The 18811-nt window shown below is 55.6% G+C and carries 15 protein-coding genes; 10 read left to right on the top strand and 5 right to left on the bottom strand.

The window, feature by feature from the left end:
• The first annotated feature begins 6 nt into the window (after nt 1–6).
• Nucleotides 7–1221: a tyrosine--tRNA ligase gene (locus HQL52_14580; protein ID MBF0370675.1), complete on the top strand. Its 1215-nt coding sequence runs from the start codon at nt 7–9 to the stop codon at nt 1219–1221.
• Nucleotides 1222–1398: 177 nt separating this feature from the next.
• Here HQL52_14580 and HQL52_14575 read toward each other — a convergent pair whose 3' ends face one another.
• Both HQL52_14575 and HQL52_14570 read right to left on the bottom strand, forming a co-directional pair.
• Nucleotides 1399–3735, bottom strand: a complete 2337-nt coding sequence (locus tag HQL52_14575) for a cellulase family glycosylhydrolase (GenBank protein ID MBF0370674.1) — start codon at nt 3733–3735, stop codon at nt 1399–1401.
• 315 nt (nt 3736–4050) lie between these two features.
• On the bottom strand, nt 4051–4851 hold the full coding sequence (locus HQL52_14570; GenBank protein ID MBF0370673.1) for a sulfite exporter TauE/SafE family protein: 801 nt from the start codon (nt 4849–4851) through the stop codon (nt 4051–4053).
• Between the two features lie 213 nt (nt 4852–5064).
• Here HQL52_14570 and HQL52_14565 point away from each other — a divergent pair, with 213 nt between their 5' ends.
• From HQL52_14565 to HQL52_14555, 3 genes are all read left to right on the top strand, one after another.
• Nucleotides 5065–5601 carry a hypothetical protein gene (locus tag HQL52_14565; protein MBF0370672.1) on the top strand — a complete coding sequence of 179 codons (537 nt, stop codon included), beginning with the start codon at nt 5065–5067 and terminating at the stop codon, nt 5599–5601.
• Nucleotides 5602–5703: 102 nt separating this feature from the next.
• The gene (locus HQL52_14560) at nt 5704–6084 is read left to right on the top strand and encodes a bacteriohemerythrin (GenBank protein ID MBF0370671.1); all 381 of its coding nucleotides are present in this window, start codon (nt 5704–5706) and stop codon (nt 6082–6084) included.
• Between the two features lie 183 nt (nt 6085–6267).
• On the top strand, nt 6268–7671 hold the full coding sequence (locus HQL52_14555; GenBank protein ID MBF0370670.1) for a sulfatase: 1404 nt from the start codon (nt 6268–6270) through the stop codon (nt 7669–7671).
• A gap of 73 nt (nt 7672–7744) precedes the next feature.
• Here the strand turns inward: HQL52_14555 and HQL52_14550 are convergent, their stop codons facing one another.
• Nucleotides 7745–8422 carry a phosphoribosylglycinamide formyltransferase gene (locus HQL52_14550; protein ID MBF0370669.1) on the bottom strand — a complete coding sequence of 226 codons (678 nt, stop codon included), beginning with the start codon at nt 8420–8422 and terminating at the stop codon, nt 7745–7747.
• Nucleotides 8415–9506 carry a phosphoribosylformylglycinamidine cyclo-ligase gene (locus HQL52_14545; GenBank protein ID MBF0370668.1) on the bottom strand — a complete coding sequence of 364 codons (1092 nt, stop codon included), beginning with the start codon at nt 9504–9506 and terminating at the stop codon, nt 8415–8417. Before HQL52_14545 ends, HQL52_14550 begins: the two co-directional genes overlap by 8 nt.
• Nucleotides 9507–9639: 133 nt before the next feature.
• Between HQL52_14545 and HQL52_14540 the strand changes: the two genes are divergently transcribed.
• The 6 genes from HQL52_14540 to HQL52_14515 all read left to right on the top strand — a co-directional run bounded on the left by HQL52_14540 (nt 9640) and on the right by HQL52_14515 (nt 17964).
• Nucleotides 9640–10737: a DUF2066 domain-containing protein gene (locus tag HQL52_14540; GenBank protein ID MBF0370667.1), complete on the top strand. Its 1098-nt coding sequence runs from the start codon at nt 9640–9642 to the stop codon at nt 10735–10737.
• Nucleotides 10734–11276 (top strand): CDP-alcohol phosphatidyltransferase family protein, encoded by a 543-nt coding sequence (locus HQL52_14535; protein MBF0370666.1) that lies wholly within the window; start codon nt 10734–10736, stop codon nt 11274–11276. Before HQL52_14540 ends, HQL52_14535 begins: the two co-directional genes overlap by 4 nt.
• Entirely contained in the window at nt 11276–12049 is a 774-nt protein-coding gene (locus HQL52_14530) for a hypothetical protein (protein ID MBF0370665.1), read from the top strand. Before HQL52_14535 ends, HQL52_14530 begins: the two co-directional genes overlap by 1 nt.
• Before the next feature lie 183 nt (nt 12050–12232).
• A complete protein-coding gene (locus tag HQL52_14525) occupies nt 12233–15037 on the top strand; it encodes an Ig-like domain-containing protein (GenBank protein MBF0370664.1) in 2805 nt (934 codons plus the stop codon).
• 344 nt (nt 15038–15381) lie between these two features.
• A complete protein-coding gene (locus HQL52_14520) occupies nt 15382–17361 on the top strand; it encodes a methyl-accepting chemotaxis protein (GenBank protein MBF0370663.1) in 1980 nt (659 codons plus the stop codon).
• A gap of 114 nt (nt 17362–17475) precedes the next feature.
• Nucleotides 17476–17964 (top strand): chemotaxis protein CheW, encoded by a 489-nt coding sequence (locus HQL52_14515; protein MBF0370662.1) that lies wholly within the window; start codon nt 17476–17478, stop codon nt 17962–17964.
• Nucleotides 17965–18596: 632 nt separating this feature from the next.
• Here the strand turns inward: HQL52_14515 and HQL52_14510 are convergent.
• A complete protein-coding gene (locus tag HQL52_14510; GenBank protein MBF0370661.1) occupies nt 18597–18797 on the bottom strand; it encodes a diguanylate cyclase in 201 nt (66 codons plus the stop codon).
• Nucleotides 18798–18811 lie beyond the last annotated feature (14 nt).

Raw genomic sequence — 18811 nt, 5'->3', positions numbered from 1 at the left:
AGAGCCATGAAACCCGTCAAAGAACAGCTGGAATTGATCCGTCGTGGTACCGTCGACATCCTGACCGAGGAAGCGCTGGAAAGCAAACTCACCCGCTCCTATGAGACCAAAATCCCCTTGCGAATCAAAGCAGGGTTTGATCCTACTGCCCCGGATCTGCATTTGGGTCATACGGTGTTGATCCAAAAAATGCGCCAGTTTCAGGAGTTGGGCCATGAAATTTTATTTTTGATCGGTGATTTTACCGGTCTGATTGGGGACCCCACCGGCAAAAACGAAACCCGGCCTCCCCTCACCCCGGAGGAGATTGCGGCCAATGCCGAGACTTACCGGGAGCAGGTGTTTCGGATTTTGGATCCGGAGCGAACCCGGGTGGTTTTCAACTCCACCTGGATGAATCCCATGAGTGCTGCCCAGATGATCCAGCTGGCCGCCCGTCAGACCGTGGCCCGGATGTTGGAGCGGGATGACTTTTCCAAACGCTATAAGGAAGGCCGTCCCATCGCCATCCACGAATTTCTCTATCCCCTGGTGCAGGGATACGATTCGGTGGCCTTGAAAGCGGACGTGGAGTTGGGGGGGACCGATCAGACCTTCAATCTATTGGTGGGGCGGGAGTTGCAGCGGGAGTATGGTCAGTCCCCCCAGTGCGTGATTACCCTGCCGATTCTGGAAGGGCTCGACGGGGTTCAAAAGATGTCGAAATCCTTGGGCAACACCATCGCCATCCAGGACTCTCCCCGGGATATTTTCGGCAAGAGCATGTCTCTGTCGGATGCGCTGATGTGGCGCTATTATGAGCTGCTGTCGGATCTCTCCATGGCGGAAGTGAGTGCGCTGAAGGGGGATGTGGAGGCGGGGCGGCAGCACCCCATGGAGGCCAAAAAGTTGCTCGCCCACGAACTCACCGCCCGTTTTCACGACAGCGAGGCCGCCACCCACGCCCGCCAGGAGTTTGAAGCGGTCTTCAAGAAAAAAGATCTCCCCGACGATATTCCGGAGACCACCCTGACAGCTGATGGGGGAGAGATGGGGCTGGCTGCGGTGCTTAAGGAAGCGGGTTTGGTGAAGTCCAACGGTGAGGGGATGCGGCTCATCCGGCAAAATGCGGTTTCGGTGGATCAGGCCAAGGTGACGGACACCCAGATGACCCTCAAAGCGGGGGCACGCCATCTGCTCAAAGTGGGCAAACGCCGTTTTGCTTACGTCACCCTCTCATAAGGTGCTGGTTTTGGCCTCGGATTAAAGCTGAATCTTGAAATATCATGGGGTTGAGGGAAAAATCATCCTTCCCTCAACCCCACCCTCCCTGGTCACCTGCCAGGCTGATCGTCTCTTTTGGTTTTCAGCCAACTGTTTTCTGTTTTCTTTCCTCTACAATCCCTCCTCTGACTTCTGTCATCCCTCCTCTGAACGGCATTCCCATGGACGGCTGACCACCTCTTCCCCCAGGGTTTCTTCCAGATAGTCGAGATCTGCGCAGAGAATGTCATAATCTTCGTTCAGATCGAGGTATTCAAGATTGGTCAAGCTTGCAAGCTCCCGGACGCCGCTGTTGACGGGGTTGTTTTCCAGGGAAAGAATCCTGAGGGCGGAGAGGGTTTTGAGGGCTGAGACATCTTGAATGTTGTTCATGTTGAGGCGCAGGATTTCCAGGCTGGTGAGGCCGGAAAGGGGGGTGACATCGGAAAGGCCGGTATTGGCCAGCTCCAGGCTGAGCAGCTGATCCATCCCTTGCAGTGGGGAGATATCCGCCACCGGATTGCCCCAAAAGCTCAACCATTCCAGCTGGTCCAGCTGGGTGACCGGGCTGATATCGACAATGTTACCCAGGGGCAGTTCCAAAAAATTGAGCCGGGTCAGGTTGGCCACCGGGGAGATGTCGGTCAGTTCATGTTCGGAGATCAACAGCCACTCCAGGGTCGTCAACTCGGAGAGTCCGTTAAGATCGGTCAGGGGGTTGATGGAGATGTTGAGGGCGATGAGGTGGTTGAAGCCTGCCAGGGAATCGACGTGGGTCATGCCGAGCCCCGTGAGATCCAGATCGGTGAGATGGGCCAGCTCCGTGAGGGGTTCCACATCCTCTGCCAGGGTCCAGGAGAGCTGTAGCCACTCCAGGAGGGTGTTGTCCTGAAGAGGGGTGAGGTCGTCGATATCGGTGCCGATCAGCTTGGCCATCTTCAGGGTGGTGACTGCGGCCAGGGGGGTAATATCGTCGATGGGGTTGGCGGCCAGATTGATGTTTTCCAGGCTTTCCAGATGTTCGATGCCCCCAAGGGTTTCGATCCCCCGGGCAGCGCAGTCGAGATCGATGATTTCCGAGGTGGCCTGGGCGCCGCTATCCCGGATACAGTGGGCGAGTTTGATATCATCAAAGGCAATGCCCAGGGCTCTGTTTTCATCATAGCCGTAGTCGGGCAGTTGGAAGCGGCCGATTAAAAAGCGGGGTGCGCCATCGACGCTGAGTTTGATCTGCCGGGGGCCTGATGCCACCTCTTCGAAGGTGAGGGGTTGGGGGTGGCCCATGTGGGTGAGAATTCCTTCCACCTGCCCGGTGATGGTTACGGATAATTCCCGTACCTCTACAACCAGGGTGCCGGAGCTGTCTTCATTTTCATCGGTGGTCCAGTAGGCCAGGATGCTCTTTTGATCGTCGGTTTTAAAGAGCAATCCTTCGCTCGATTCATCGAGCTTGATCACCCGCTCAAAACGGCTCTCTCCCAGAAGGCGGGTCATGTTTTGAAAGGCGAACCAGGCCGGTTTCGGGGTGAGATCATAGTTGAGGATTCCAGCCATACCGCCGTTTTCCGTGGGATTGTCGCTGTCGTTGACAAAATCATACCAGTTGGTCTGCACAAAGCCGTGGCGGATGGCGGAGAGATAGGTGCGGACCAACAACTCCCCCTGGCGCTCATCAGTGACCCCCTCAAAGCCGGTGTCGGTAGGAAAACCCAGCTCGCTGGCCCAGATCGGTTTGTCATCCTGGCCGTGACGGTGGAGCATCGATTTTAAATCTTCGATGGGCTCCTTCATGGCTGTTTCAAAAGGAATGGGGGGGGAGTAGGGGTGGACCCCGATATAATCGGCATACTCCCCACCCCCCTGCTCCATCACCCGGTTGATATAGGAGATATCGATGCCGCCGGTGACGCAGCAGATGATCTTGGCTTCGGGATCCACCTCCCGGATCGCCTGGGCCGTCACCTTCAAAAGCTCCGTATAGGCGTCGGCGTCGGGCTGGGGCTGCCAAAAGGCCGGGGCGTTGGGTTCGTTCCAGATTTCCCAATAGTGCACCTGATCCTTGTAGCGGCGCACCACGTCGGTGGCAAACTGGGCAAAGGCTTCGTAGTGTTCCGGTTCGCTGGGGGTTTGGCCAAAATAGTGGTCGTTGCCGTAGGCCAAAAGCCCCATCACTTCAATATTGTGCTTTTTGTGGATCGCCATCATGGCGTCATATTGGGAAAAGTCGTATTGACCTTTGACCGGCTCGATCACCCCCCAATTAAATTCATCCCGGGTCCAGCGGATGCCGGCTTTTTCTGCCATGGCGGCGATATGGGCCATTTTGGGGGGATCGTTCAGATAGCGATAGAGATAAATCCCCATGCCGAAGGGAGAGAGGGTGGACGTTTCTGCGCTAGCCGGACGGGGAATGCAGATCACCACGATAGCCAGGAGGGTGAGGATGGCTTTGGTCAAAGCGTGGGCTGTTGCATGCTGAATCCACCTGTTCATGATCATTCCTCTCCGGTTGGTGATGTGGCTGGGAGAAGCGCCCCTCCCCAGGGTTGCCCTCTGGGACTCTATTTCGCAAAAAGAGATCCAAAGGATGGCTGGTAGGGATGAAGTGATGGTAGGGTATTGATTAGTAAGCGGAAATTTGTCTGCGGTCGAGGGCGAGGATCTGGCTGAAAGGTGGATGAAGGGTGGAAAAAAGGGGGGGAGTGTAAATAAATGTGTCACATGTAAATTAAGCAAGGAAACTGTCAAAATAAATTTGAAACTGTGCCGGGAGAGGGGCTCTCCAGCTTTTGTGACACCAGGATGGATCTACACCCAGACCAGCTTCAAGCCCACCACCAGGAGGAAATAGCCAAAGCCTTTCTTGAGCTGTCCTGGAGAAAAGGTGTGGGCCAGGCGTACGCCCAGGGGAGTGGTGAGCAGGGTGCCAACCACGATGCCCAGAAAGGCTGCCGGAACCACAAAGCCCACGGCATGGGGGGGGAGGGCGGAATGGTTCCAACCGGCGTGGATATAGCCGGTCGCGCCAGCCAGGGCCAGGATAATCCCCAAGGCTGAGGAGGTTCCCACCGCCCGGTGGATGGTGAGGCCGGTCAGGAGATTGAGGGTGGGGACCGACAGGGTGCCGCCGCCGATACCGAAAAGGCTGCTTAAAAAGCCGATGCCAAACCCCAAAAAGGGGTGCAGGAAGGGGTGGATTTCATTTTGAGCATCGGTTTTGCCGGGGGCGCTTTGGAGGATCATGGCGAGACCGACGACGATTTCAAAAACGCCGAAGGCCAGACGCAGGGTTTCGCCATTCATGCCGGAGGCGGTTTGGGCGCCGAACCAGGCTCCCATGAGAATGCCCGGGGCATATTGGGGCACCATCTCCCAATCGACGGAGTTTCTTAAGTGGTGGTTCCAGGTGGCGGAAAGGTTGGTGACGACGATGGTGGCCAGAGAGGTACCCACGGCCAGCTGCATGGAGATGACCGAGTTCATCCCGTCGATAAAAAAGAGGAAGAGCAGTGCCGGAACAATGAGAATGCCGCCACCCACTCCCAGAAGCCCGGCAATGACGCCAGCGGCCAATCCGGTCATGAGTGAAGCCAAGAATAGAAGGGACATATCGCACTTTCCTGTCATTCCCCACCAAAAATGAAGTGGTGTGGGGCGAAAAAAAGGCCTTATCTTACATGAAAAGCAGCTGGATGCCCCTGGGCAAAATGGTACCTGCTTTGCGGATACTGGCCACAAAGGGGGGATGGGAGTAGAGTGTAAACGGGATAAAATCAGCCCCTGCTTGATAAGCGGGGTGCGCACCAATGGAGAGTGAGTGAGATGGTCTTTCAGGTGGGTAAACAGGAAATCAGCAAAAGAAACAAAAATATTTTCATGGGGATCATCTACAGCGTTGGCTTTATTGCGGTGACGGCGGCGGCCAATTCCTGGGACAGCAATAAATATAATGACATGCTCCTGCTTTCAGTGATCGGTTTTGTGGTTTTTTCCAACATGATCAACGCGGTACTCTATATGAACTATCGCACGAAAATCAAAGACCATCGGGTGGAGGTGGGTGAGAAGGGCGTGACTTTTTGGACCAAGGGGGTCGATAGCATGCTGGAGGTGGAACGCATCCTCAAGGTGCGTTTTCGTCGCCGAAAAGGTGCGTTGGACCGGGTGGTGATCGACCTTAGAAATGGCCGCCACATTCGCTTGGAAGGGTATGACGATCTGCTGGAGTTGGGGGAAGCGGTAGTCAAGCTGCTGGGGGAGGTGAGCCGGGATAACAAGTCGGGTTGGGTCTACGACTGGGAAACCGTTGAAGGCCCCAATCTGGACACTACCAAGGATTTGGCGGAAAGAACGTTATAAAGAGCAATGATGAAGGCACGAATGGTGCTGGGGAGCCCCTTTTTGATGGTGAGGGGGGGCCAAAAGAGTAGATGCGCGTTTCGTCCTAAGGAGGGGACAGCTGTGAAAAGAGTTGAGTGGCGCAGTGGTTTTGAGACGGGTAACAAGGAAGTGGATCTACAGCACAAATATTTTGTCGGGCTGATCAATCGCCTAAAGGCGGAATTGGGAAAAACCCAAGACCGGGCCTACGAAACTCGCCTCCTGGAGGAGTTGGCCGCCTATGCCCGCTTCCACTTTATCTCCGAGGAAAACATCATCTCCCAGCTCCACCCCCACCGCCTTTCCCACCACAACACTCTCCACAACACCCTGCTGGAAGAGGTTTCCCAACGGGTGGCCCAGTTCCAAAAGGGCTTGGTCACTGCCGATGAAATCGTCCAGTTTGTCGTCGAATGGTTCGTCACCCACACCATCAGCGAAGATGTGAAGATTTTTTTGTAGGTTTTTCAATCGTTTGGGATCAAGTCGCGATGATTTCCTCCTCATGGTGTAGGGAGAGGTTTTGACGAATTATCTGGCTAAAAAAGAGGCCCTGCCGTATCCTTTTATCAGCTAAAGTGGATCGTTGTGCTTGGTGCCAATCACTTGGCCGCGTTTGGATTTGACGGTAGGGGGATGTGGGGAATGCTTTCATTGAGGTTTGTTTTATCGGCTTTTTTGTTGAGCACGGTGCTCTTCTGTCTACCGGTGGCAGAGGCTGGTGAGCATCGTTGGGGGCATCAAAAGCCGATTCCCAGAGAGTTGGTTTCGCCCTTATGGAAAAATTATCCCCCTATTTTTTTGATTCTCATTGATACCCTGCGCTTTGATCACACCTCTGTGTCTGGATATGCCCGGGACACCACCCCCAATCTGGCGGAGCTGGCTGAAGAGAGCTATGTGTTCACCCAGGCCAAGAGTTCATCCTCCTGGACCATGCCTGCGGTCTCCTCACTTTTCTGGGGGCTTCATCCTTTCAACCACGGCAATATCTTCGAACCCGACGAAGACTCCCCACTGCCCCTGGCAACGGGCTCCCTGATCCAAACCTTCCAGGAGCAGGGGGGCTATCACACCCTCTCCATTCAACGCAACAAAATGGTTGATTATGTCGTCGGGGATTTTGACGAGTCTTACTCCTTTACCGGTAGCGATCGCCTGGATGAGGACGCTGTCGAGGAGGCGATCTCCTGGCTTGAAACACCGGAGGCCAAACAGACCCGGCCTTTCATGTTTTTAGGACTGTTCAACCCCCACTGGCCCTATAACGCCACCCTTGATCAAAACAACTATTTTGAAAGATATCTGAACGATCGGACTTTCAAGAGGGCGGAAAAGGTGGTTATCGATTCCCTGCCCTCCCCATCAGGTAACCTGACCATGGAGCACCTTTCCGACAGCGCGTTGGAGCGATTGGGGCCACCAGGGGACGAGGATGGGGCCTATCGGGATGGACGGATGTATGTGGCCGCCTATGATGCGGGCATTCACTATACCGACGATCAGCTGGGCACGTTTTTCGACAAACTCAAAATGGAAGGGCTCTACGATTCATCCCTCATCATCGTTTTTTCCGACCATGGGGAGATCCTGCTCGACCACGGCGCCAGCTTCAGGCACGGCACCAATCTGCTGGATGCGGAGCTGGCCATTCCATTGGTGGTCAAATTTCCCCATCAAAAGCGGAAAAAGGAGATCAGCACCCTGGTGCGTAGTTTTGATCTGCTACCCACCATTCTCGATTGGCTCAACCTGGAAATCCCACCCATGGATGCCCGCTCCATGATGCCCCTCCTGCTGGGCCAGCGGGTTGATTCGGACAACTATCCGGTGATCTCCTATACCGATAGTGCGGCGGATACCGAGCAGGAAGGGGAGATGATTTCCCTCTACCGCAACGGGATGCACCTGATTGAGTATAAGGATGATGAGGAGCAGGCGCTCTACGACTTGAACCGGGATCCCGAGGAACAAAGCGACCTGGCGTCCGACAGGGAGCATCTCTGTTCACTCCTCCAGAGCATCCTCTGCACCACCTACTGCGATTGACCCCCCCCAAACCTAAACCTGCAACCTGCTGCGTAGGATGTGGTGAGCAACGCGAACCGCATCGTTCGAGCTCTCAAGCCCCTTCCGGTGGGTTGAGGAGGGAGGGGCCTGCTTCGGTGGGAGGGGCTTGGATTTCCACCCGCTGGCCGTTGATGGAGAGGCGGCCTTCGGCGAACAGGCGGATCGCCAGGGGATAGAGACGGTGCTCCTGCTGAAGAATGCGTGCCGCCAGCGCCTTGGCATCATCATGGGGGAGGATCGGCACCACCGCCTGGGCGACGATGGGACCGGCATCCACCCCCTCGGTGACAAAATGGACCGTCGCCCCGGAAAAACGCACCCCGGCATCAATCGCCTGCTGCTGGACATTGAGCCCCGGAAAGCTGGGGAGCAACGCCGGATGGATGTTCAGGAGCCGACCTGCATAGTGATTCACAAACAGCGGGGTCAGCACCCGCATGAATCCCGCCAGAGCAACGAGTTCCACCCGAGCCCCATCCAACACCTCAATCAGAGCCTCTTCAAACGCCCCCCGATCCCCAAAACCGCGATGATCGACCACTCGGGTGGGAATCCCGGCTTTTTTGGCCCGCTCCAACCCAAAAGCGTCCGGATTGTTGCTCACCACGAGCTTGATCTCCACCGGGAGAGAGCCATCCAGCGCCCGATCAATCAGACTCTGTAAATTGGTGCCGCCACCGGAAATGACCACACCGATGGGGAGCTTTTGGGTTGGGGAAGCGTCAGTCACGGATCATCACCTGGGATTCGTTGCCGTTACGGGCACGCACACGACCGAGCAGTCTGGCATCGGTATCGCTCTTTTTCAGAATGTCCAAAGCGCTATCTACATCACCCTCCGCTACCGCCACCACCATGCCGATGCCGCAGTTGAAGGTCTTCTCCATCTCTTTTTTCTCGATATTTCCCAACTCCATCAGGCGATGAAAAATGGGCGGCCAGGGCCAGGGGTCGAGATCCACCGCAACCTGGTCGGGGAGCATCCGGGGAACATTTTCCTGGAAGCCACCGCCGGTAATATGAGCAAGCCCCTTGATGAGATTTTGCTCCGCCATCTCCAGCACCGCACGCACATAGATCCGAGTAGGGGTGAGGAGGGCTTCTCCTAAAGTGCCCCCCTCAAAAGGGGCCTCCAACCCGGGGCCCCCCTCACCCAGCACCAACCGCCGGATCAGGGAATAGCCGTTGGAGTGGGGGCCGGAGGAGGTGAGGCCGATGAGGGCATCTCCCGGAGCGATTCCAGTGCCATCGATGATCTTCGACTTATCCACCGCCCCCACGGCAAAACCGGCCAGGTCGTACTCCCCTGGCGCATAAAAATCAGGCATTTCAGCGGTTTCGCCACCGATCAGAGCACACCCGGCCTCCCGGCAGCCAGCCGCAATCCCTGTGACCACCGTCGCCGCTGTTTCGGGATGGAGCTTGCCTGTGGCAAAATAGTCGAGAAAAAAGAGCGGCTCGGCCCCTTGTACGATGAGATCGTTCACCGACATGGCCACCAGATCGATGCCGACCGTATCGTGGCGCTCCATCAGGAAGGCAAGCTTGAGTTTGGTCCCGACACCATCGGTGGCTGAAACCAGGACCGGCTCCTTGAATTTTTCAGTATCCAGATTGAAGAGTCCCCCAAATCCCCCCAGACTGGAACCCACTTCGGGGCGTCGGGTGGATTCCACCGCTTTTTTGATCAGGGAGACCACCTTGTAGCCCGATTCGATATCGACTCCCGCATCCCGATAGGTGAGAGAAGGGGCCTTGGCGGGATCCGGGGTGGTGGGGCTGCTGGAAATGATTTGATTTTTTTCAGAAGGCATGGGATAGGGGTTTCCTTGTTTTTGCGCCTTGGGTCTTTCTACCCGGGGAGGTTACACTACGGATCGGGTTTGGCGCAAACCAGCCAAGCGTTGCTGGACCAAGCTCCGTTGGATTCTATTCCGGGAGAGGTTGATGCGGTTTTTGTTTCTGATTTTTCTGATTTTTTCATTCATTCCCACCACCGGCCAAGCCGAAAGCCGGGAGTCGATCTATCAGGTGGAGGGGGTCGAAATATTTGTGCCCAACCCCAAGCCCGGTGGCCGGGATCCCCGGCAAACCGGCATTACCTGGGCGGGTGAGAAGGCTTTTGATCTCCTGATGACCCGTATGTTGCCCCGGGATCAGCGGGAAGTGCTGGCGGAAACCCTCAAGTCATTGGGGCAGGATACCCGCAAATATGTCAAACGTGCTGTGGTGCGTTCTGAAAAACAGCGGCCTGGTGGGCTCCTCTTCAGCGTTGATATCACCTTTTCCCGCAAAGCGGTCGGGGAGGCGTTGCGAGGGATTGGTCTTTCCTATAATGAAACGGCTCACCCTTTCTCCCTGCTCCTGGCCCAGATGGATCGCACTGGCCGCCCCGGCTTTTTCCCCCAAGGGGATCCTTTCCAGAAAGCGCTTTTAAGGAGTGCCAGGACCTTTGGCGTCTCCCTGGGAAAACCATTGGGAGATATGGAAGATATGGTGGCCCTGGGGGGAAATGATGCCGCTTTGAACCAGTGGGCCAAAACCCGTTATGGCGCCAAACGGATTTTTATCGGCCAGATGGCTTTTGGTCGGGTGGGCGCTGGAGAGCAGGAAGGCACGGAACACTATGCCGCTTTGGGCACCCTGACGGTGAAGGACACGGGGCAACGTTTTGAATCCCGGGCGGAGGGGAGCTATGCCGAATCCAAGGGGGCTCGTTGGGCTCTCTTTGAAAAGGTGGCCAATGAGCTGCTCCAGGGAATACTCGACCGCTGGGCCCAGGTAAATGCGGTGGATCCAGGCCAGCAACATGCGGTGCTTTTACGGGTGGTTCATGGGGCAAAACTGACCGGTTATGCCAAGTTTTTCAAGCGGCTGAAGCTGGTTTCCGGGGTTTCCGGGGTGCGCGCTTCCCGTTTTAAAGCCCGGGAAGCGGTGCTGGAAGTGGATTACCAGGGGCCGGACGATCAATTCATGGCCGCCTTGATGCGCGCTGGATATCAAGTTTCCGAGGCGTTTCCGGAGATCGTTATTCACCTTCCATGAATCTACCCAACGCGCTCTCCTTTTTGCGTATCCTTGCTGTGCCAGCTTTTATCTGGCTGGTGCTTGAGGCCCACCCCCAAGCGGCTTTGTGGCTGTTTGCCATAGCTGGAATCACCGATGCCCTGGATGGTTTTATCGCCAAACGGTTCAACATGGTGACCGAGCTGGGGGGCTATCTCGACCCCATGGCTGACAAGGCACTCTTGTTGGCGGGTTTTGTCACCTTGAGCGTGATGGGACAGATTCCCCTCTGGCTGGTGTTGATCGTGGTGACCCGGGATCTGGTCATCATCGGCGGGGCGGTGGTTTTTCAGGTGGTGACCGGTGCCTTGCGCATGGAGCCCCTCTGGATCAGCAAAGTGAACACCGTGATGCAGATGGTGCTGCTGTGTGTGGTGCTTCTTCAGGGGGTTCGTGGGGGGCTTGAGGAGGTGTTGCTGGTTTTGATGCTGCTGACGGCGGGGACCACGATCACTTCCGGTTGGCTCTATGTGGTCAGGTGGAGCCGGTTGGCGGTGCTTCAGGAGGAGAAGGGGTGATGGGGGGCGGGGATTTCAGGCGTGGGGATTCAGGAGAGGAGCAGATCCAGCTCCTCCTGGAGTTTCCTCTGGATCCGGTGTGGACTTTCGACAACTTTATCGTGGGCGAGGGGAGCCGGTTGGCTTTTGAGGCGGTACGGGGGGTGATGGCGATGCCCGCCACGGCGCTGACCCTGGTAGGAGAGGAGGGGACGGGCAAGAGTCACCTTCTGCACGCGGCGGTAAGTCACTGTCGAGAAAAGCGGGGGGAGGGGGCGGCCTTTTATCTGGATCTCAAAATGGTTGCGGCGACCTTTGGTGAGGGGGCTGCGTTCAGGGGAGAATCAACCCTGACCCCTTTTTTGGAGTATCACGGGGAGCGGGAACTGGTGGCGGTGGATCGGCTGGATGAGCTGGAAGCGAGCGCACCTCTCCAGGAGGGGGTGCTGTTTTTGTTCAACCGTTTGCGATCAGCGGGTCATCGACTGCTCTTTGCCGGCCGAAAACACCCTTCCGACATGACGAGCCTGCGGAAAGATCTCAGCTCCCGGCTGCTTTGGGGGCCGGTGATGCCTCTGGCTTTTCCGGATGAGCCGGAGCTTGAAAAGATTGTCCAAAAGATGGCCGCCGACCGTCAGGTCTCTCTGACACCGGAGCTGCTGAAATTTTTATTGAATCGCCTCCCCCGGCGGGTGACAGGCTTTGATGAGGCACTGGAAAAGCTGGACCGGGCCTCTCTGCGCCGGAAACGCCCCCTGACAGTGCATTTGGCCAAGGAGGTGCTTGGTTTGTGATTGGCGCGGGTGGTGTGTCATTTGCATGGCCAGCGGAAGGCAGGGGGGGTACAGAGGGGGGGTAGGCATTCGATTTACCAAGCCTTTTTTCCTGTTTTCAATTGACACGTCAGCCGACGGTGGTTGATATTCAAAGGTTGGATGGTTGATAACTCGGGGTTTTCTTGGGCGGGAGAAAAAAAATTGAAGATTTTGAATACGTTAATGGCGTTACTGCTCGTGGTTGTTTTGGCCGCTTGTGGAGGTAGTGGAGAAAGTCAGGATTCAGGCAGCGGCGACAGCTCAACCTCAACCACTGCCACGGGAACCGGGACTCTCAACGGTAGCGTCATCACCGGTGTACAGTATTACGGTTCGGGTGGCTCCCTTTCTTCCGGCAACCCCACCACCGACTCCAACGGTGATTTTTCCTATACCTATACCGTCGGCGAGTCTACCCAGGTCACCTTCCATGTCGGCAATGTGGTCCTGGGAACCGCGACGATCCCCCCGGCCAGCACAGCTGATATCACCGCCTTCAATCTGGTGGGGAATGCCGCTGATGCGGATGATCGGGCGATCAACATCATGCGCTTTTTGAACATGAGTGAGATCAACGACTCCAGCGACGATGATGTGATCAATATCAGCTCCCAGGCGCTCTCTGATCTTTCCGGCATTACCGAGATCAACCTTTCCAACATTTCCGATACCGATTTTACCACCTCTCTGGATACCGCCTTGAACGGTGTTTTGACCGGTTATGACGGGACAGACGATATCACCACCGCCGACAGCGTGGAATCCGGGCTCTATGCCACCATGGCGTTGGTGGAAGCGGGTGTCATGGGGGGTATGACGATTGTCGCCAATGGCGACCCGGTCCAGGTCAACGATGACTATATCCTGACGGTCACGGTGACGGTGACAGATACCGCAGGAGAGCCCCTGGAGGGGGGAGCGGTGGTGCTTTCCACCGGGGTTGGAACCCTCTCCTCTTCGGTGGTTCAAACCGATGAGAATGGCCAGGCCATCGCGGTGGTGACCTATCCCAGCACAGCCGATGAGCCCATGGTGACTGCCAGTTTTGGCGGCACCTCCTCATCCATCAACACCACCACCACTGACGATGGCGAGACCGCCTCTTCCATCGCCATTCTGGTCAGCTCCATCCAGCTCAACTCCAGCGGCGCCGACAGCGTGAGTGTCACGGCGATTGTGAAGGATGCCAGCAACAATCTGATTGAAAATCTGGCGGTCTCCTTTTCCAGCAGCGACAGTGACAGTGAAATTCAGGTGACCCAGGCCACCACGGACAGCAGCGGGATCGCCTCTGCCCTGCTGACGACCCAGGGCTCTCCCAAAAACCGGGATATCACGGTGACCGCCACCTCCGGGAGCGTTTCGGCTTCCACCACGGTTTCGGTCTCCGGAACCACCCTCACCTTCACCCCCAACTCCGCCTCCATGGTGTATGGTGACAGCACCACCTTTACCATCTCCTTGAAGGATTCCGACAATAACGCCATTACCGGGCAGACGGTATCGGTCACCTCAGCCCACGGCAACACCATCGACACCGATCCGGACACCAGCGGTACCCAATCGGACACCCTCACCACGGACGTTAATGGTGAGGTGAGCATCGCGGTGATCGCCATCGTTTCCGACTATGACGATGATTCCGATGGCGAGGATGATCCCGACGTCATCACTGCCACCTCTTATAGTGGCACCCTTTCCGGAACGGCGGAAGTGAGTATTTCCGGCGATGAATTTGTGTTTGATATTCCTGATGCGGAAGCGACCTCCATCGTTGAGGTGGATCTCAACACCGACTATACCGTTCAGGTTCACTGGAAACATGACAACGATGATGGTCAGGGGTTGGTGGCACAATCGGGTCAGACGATCAACTTTTCCGCCACTCGGGGCACCTTGAGTGCCAACAGCGCCACCACCAACAGCAATGGCGAGGCGTCGGTCACCATCAGCGCTGATAATGCCGGGCCTGCGATTATTCAAGCCGTAGCCGAAAGCACCGACGGACCCTCCACCCAGGCGGAGATCGAGTTTGTCGCCACCACGCCTTACACCCTGGTGCTGCAAGCGGATCCCTCTTCTCTGGGGGTCAATCTGGATGACTCCACCGATGAGCAGAGCGAATTGATTGCGGTGGTGCGGGATGTGGAAAACAATCTGGTCAAAAATCAGACCGTCAACTTTTCCGTGACCGACATCACCGGCGGTAGCCTGGATCCCCCATCCGACACCACCGACTCCTTCGGCCGGGCCTCTTCGGTCTATACGGCGGGTCCGGTGGCGAGTGCCTATGAAGGAATTGCGGTGACCGCTTCGGTGCCGGATTACGCCTCAGCCACTGATTCCATCAACCTGACGGTGGCGGAAAAGCCGCTCTTCATCACCCTGGGTACCGGTAACACCATGTCGGAGTATGACGATACCCGCTATGCGATGCCCTATTCGGTGTTGGTGACCGATGCCGAGGGTAACCCCATGAACGGGGTGGAGCTGGATATCGCCATTTTGCCCACCAAATATGGTAAGGGTACCCGCACCTGGGGCACCGTCGCCTGGTATACCCCTTCGGCTGATTGTGACAACGAAGACTTGAACGGCAACGGTATCTTGGATGAGGGGGAGGATACCGAGGATCTGAACGACAACGGTGTGCTGGATGCCAACGAAGACTACAACAGCAACGGCACTCTGGAGCCTGGTAACGTCGCTTCGTTGGAAGGTTCTGCGGCGACTGTTTCCACTGGTGATGACGGTTTTGCCACCTTCAATATTCTCTACGCCCAGGAGTATGCTTATTGGGTGATCGTGGAACTGACGGCCCGGGGGACTGTCCAGGGTACGGAAGACCAGGAGAGTGTCACCTTCTATCTTCCTGGTACTGCTGATGATTTCGGCGATGTGGATGTGACGCCCCCTGGTGTGACCAGCCCCTTCGGCACTGCCAGCTCCTGTGCTGATGCCGACTGATCCAACCTGAATTGGAGGCGTGGCGCTGGGAAAATACAGCCCCTCCTCAAAGCCAGCCAAAAAAAGCCGACCCCGGATATTTTCAGGGTCGGCTTTTTTGTGGCCAAATCAGAGAGGCCGCGTTTGGCCAGGGAGAAAAAGCGGCGGAATTTCCCGGCTCCTTTTTTCCTGATTTCAGATGAAGGGAGGCGCTTTCAAGCTCTCTCAATCATTGAAAAAATGAGAGCCATTTTTTTTGAGATTTGTAAGAAACTATACAAAGATTCAGCAATCTAATGTATTGTCAAAAAAATTCAATGGGTCATGGAAGCCCGCCAACTTTGATCGGAGAGATCATGAAAAACATGAAAATATCTTCGGTGATGGCGTTGGGGTTTGGTACGGCCATCGTTCTTCTTCTGATTATTGCCGGTGTGGCCTATAACGGCCTGGGAGAAGCGGTCAAAGGCTTTACGGAGTACCGGGGGTTGGCCCGGGACACCAATCTGGCAGGACGTCTTCAGGCCAACATGTTGATGGTCCGGATGAACGTCAAGGATTTCAATATTACCGGCAGCCAGAAGGATATCGACCAATACCATTCATACCTGGAAAAGATGAATACCTTCCTTGAGGAAGCGAAGGGTGAAATCCAAAAGCCGGAGCGGGCCAGTTTGGTGGCACAGGTTGCCACTGATGTGCTGGATTATGAGCGGGGCTTTAAAAAGGTCATTCAGTTTCGTACGGATCGCAATAACGTTGTCACCCGGGAAATGGATCCAAATGGCCTGAAGATGCGCCAAAACCTGACGGCCATCATGAAGTCGGCCTATGAGGATGGTGACCCGACGGGGGCCTACTATGCCGGGCGGGCTCAGGAGCATGTCCTGCTGGGCCGTCTCTACGCCGCCAAATTTCTCAAAACCAATGCCCAGGAGGATGTGGACCGGGTAGAAAAAGAGCTTCAGGCGGAGATGAACCATCTGATCGCCACCATGGATAAGGAGCTGGAAAATCCCAGGCGGCGGCAGCTGTTGAAAGAATTTATAGAAGCACGGGACGCCTATCACGTCGCCTTCAAGGAAGCGGCCAGAATCATCTTTGCCCGTAACGACATTATCAAAAATACCCTGGACCGTATTGGGCCGACCATCGCCAAGGCGGTGGAAGATGTCAAACTCTCCGTGAAAAAGGATCAAGACGCCCTCGGACCGGTGGTTCAGCAGCATAACGAAGAGACGGTGACCATCGTGGTGTGGGTATCATCCATCAGTTTCTTCATCGCGATTTTCCTGGCGTGGTGGATTACCCGCATGGTGACCAAGCCCCTGGGTGGGGAACCGGGTGCCCTGGCGGATATTCTCACCACGCTTTCCAACGGGGATCTGCGGGTGAATATCGACGTGCAGCCAGGGGATACCGACAGCCTGACGGTAGCTACCCGGCAGATGGTGGAAAAATTAAAAACCATCGTCGGCGAAATTACCGTGGCGGCAGAAAATGTGACTTCCGGTAGCCAGGAGATCTCCTCATCGGCTTCCAGTCTATCAGATGGCGCAACCCAGGCGGCGGCCAGCGTCGAAGAGACCTCCTCGGCCATGGAAGAGATGGCGTCGAACATTCAGCAAAATACCGACAACGCCCAACAGACCCAGCAGATTTCCCAGAAGGCGGCCAAAGATGCCGAAGAGGGGGGACAGTCGGTCTCGGAGGCGGTGGTGGCCATGAAGGAGATTGCCGACAAAATTTCCATCATCGAAGAGATCGCACGCCAGACCAATCTGTTGGCGCTCAATGCCGCGATTGAAGCCGCTCGGGCCGGAGAGCATGGCAAGGGCTTTGCCGTGGTGGCAGCCGAGGTTAGAAAACTGGCTGAACGCAGCCAGGCCGCAGCAGGGGAAATCAGTCAACTTTCCGCTTCCAGCGTCCAGGTGGCGGAGAAGGCCGGGAACATCATTAATACGTTGGTTCCAGACATCCAGAAGACGGCGGAACTGGTTCAGGAGATCGCCGCAGCCAGTCAGGAACAAAACCAGGGGGCCGACCAGATCAATCAGTCCATTCAGCAGTTGGATGGGGTGATTCAGCAAAATGCCGGCGCTTCTGAAGAGATGGCCGCCACCTCTGAAGAGCTCAACGCCCAGGCCGACCAGATGTCCCAGAGCATCTCTTTTTTCAAAGTGGATAACAGCGGTGCCCGGCGAGCTGTTTCTCCAACCCCTAGAAAACCCGCTGCCAGCCGTTCCATCCCAGCGGCCAGGCCAGCAGCGGCTCTGCCCGCTCCCGCAGCAGCTGGTGGCGCTGCCATTAATATGGGGGGGGACGATGAATTTGAAAGCTTCTAGGGCTCCAGAAGTGTTTTAAAGCCAGATTAGGCCGACGCCTTTAACCGGAGCCGAGATCCATATCGCAGAATATTTCTGGATTTCGGCTCCAACCCGGGTGAAGGAGTGAAAATCATGGGCAACGCGGCTATCACGGAAACGTCTCAGTTTCTTACCTTTAAACTGGCCGAAGAGGTGTTCGGCGTGGATATATCCCAGGTCAAGGAGGTGTTGGAGTATACCCCCATGACCAAGATGCCACAGATGCCTGACTATATGTGTGGCGTCATCAACCTGCGGGGCCATGCGGTCCCGGTCACGGATATGCGATCGAAATTCGATATGCCCGCTGCTGAACGGACGGTCAATACCTGCATCATCATCGTTGAGGTCGCAACGAAAGAAGGCGAAATGGTGATCGGTGCCATGGCTGATTCCGTCAAAGAGGTGATGACCCTGGAACCGGACCAGGTAGAACCGCCACCCAAAGTTGGCACCAAACTGAGGACCGAGTTTATCCGTGGCATGGGTAAGCAGGAAGAACGGTTCATTATTCTTTTGGATACGGATAAAGTGTTCTCAGCGGATGAATTGGTTGACGATGTGAATTATTCAACGGCCTGATTCGTCATCGTAAAATTTGCGGTAATGCGTGTAGCATCACTCAAGGCTCACGCCGCATCAGCCAAGAGATTCCCCCCATAAACCACCTCATCGGGTTCACAGCGAACCCAAAGGATTGAGGCTCTGGTTCAAATATCTATGCAAGTTTTCGAACGATGCGGTTGTTGCTGATCGCATTCTATGCAGGCTGCTGAGACCAATACCGGTTCAACAGGTGAGTCGAACAAAAAAACGTTTAGCCACAGGAGGACACAGAGAGCGCAGAGAAAACCACTGCCAGGCCAAATTCATGCCCGGTAGTGGTCGGAATATTCAGCTGTTTTTCATGCTTTTCCTCTATGATCCCTGTGTTCTCTGTGGCAGATTTTCCGGTTTTGAATGAAGTTCAAATGATGGCCTTAAGCTCATTGTTTGAACAAGAATTCGTATGAATACTTCAGAATAAATCAAAAAAATTCCCTTGGAATTCCATCCATTGCATCCCTGCACCAACAGACCCAAGAGTTGGGCCACCTCAATAAGAGCAAAATCTCACAATGGGGGGAGAGCAGGCTGATTGTTCAGAAACCCGCCAGCATCAAAGGGTGGGGCGATGGATCTTTCCTGGCTTCACAGAAAATCTGCCAATGATTTCAGGCGGTTTTCGCTTGAACCGCTCGGTTGCGGCCTCCCGTTTTGGCGAGATAGAGCGCCTTGTCCGCGCGGCTTACAAGCTTGGTCAAAGATTCGCTGTTATTTTGTTGGGCAATCCCCAAACGGATGGAGAGATGAAAGTCATCCACCGGGCAGGTGTGGGGCTGTTTTTTCACTGCCAGACCTGTTTTTTCAGCCATGATTTGACGGTTCG

The organism is Magnetococcales bacterium (genome assembly GCA_015232395.1).
Taxonomy (GTDB): domain Bacteria; phylum Pseudomonadota; class Magnetococcia; order Magnetococcales; family JADFZT01; genus JADFZT01.
Note: the sequence above shows the minus strand (reverse complement) of the source record. Positions and strands in the feature narration are given on the sequence as shown.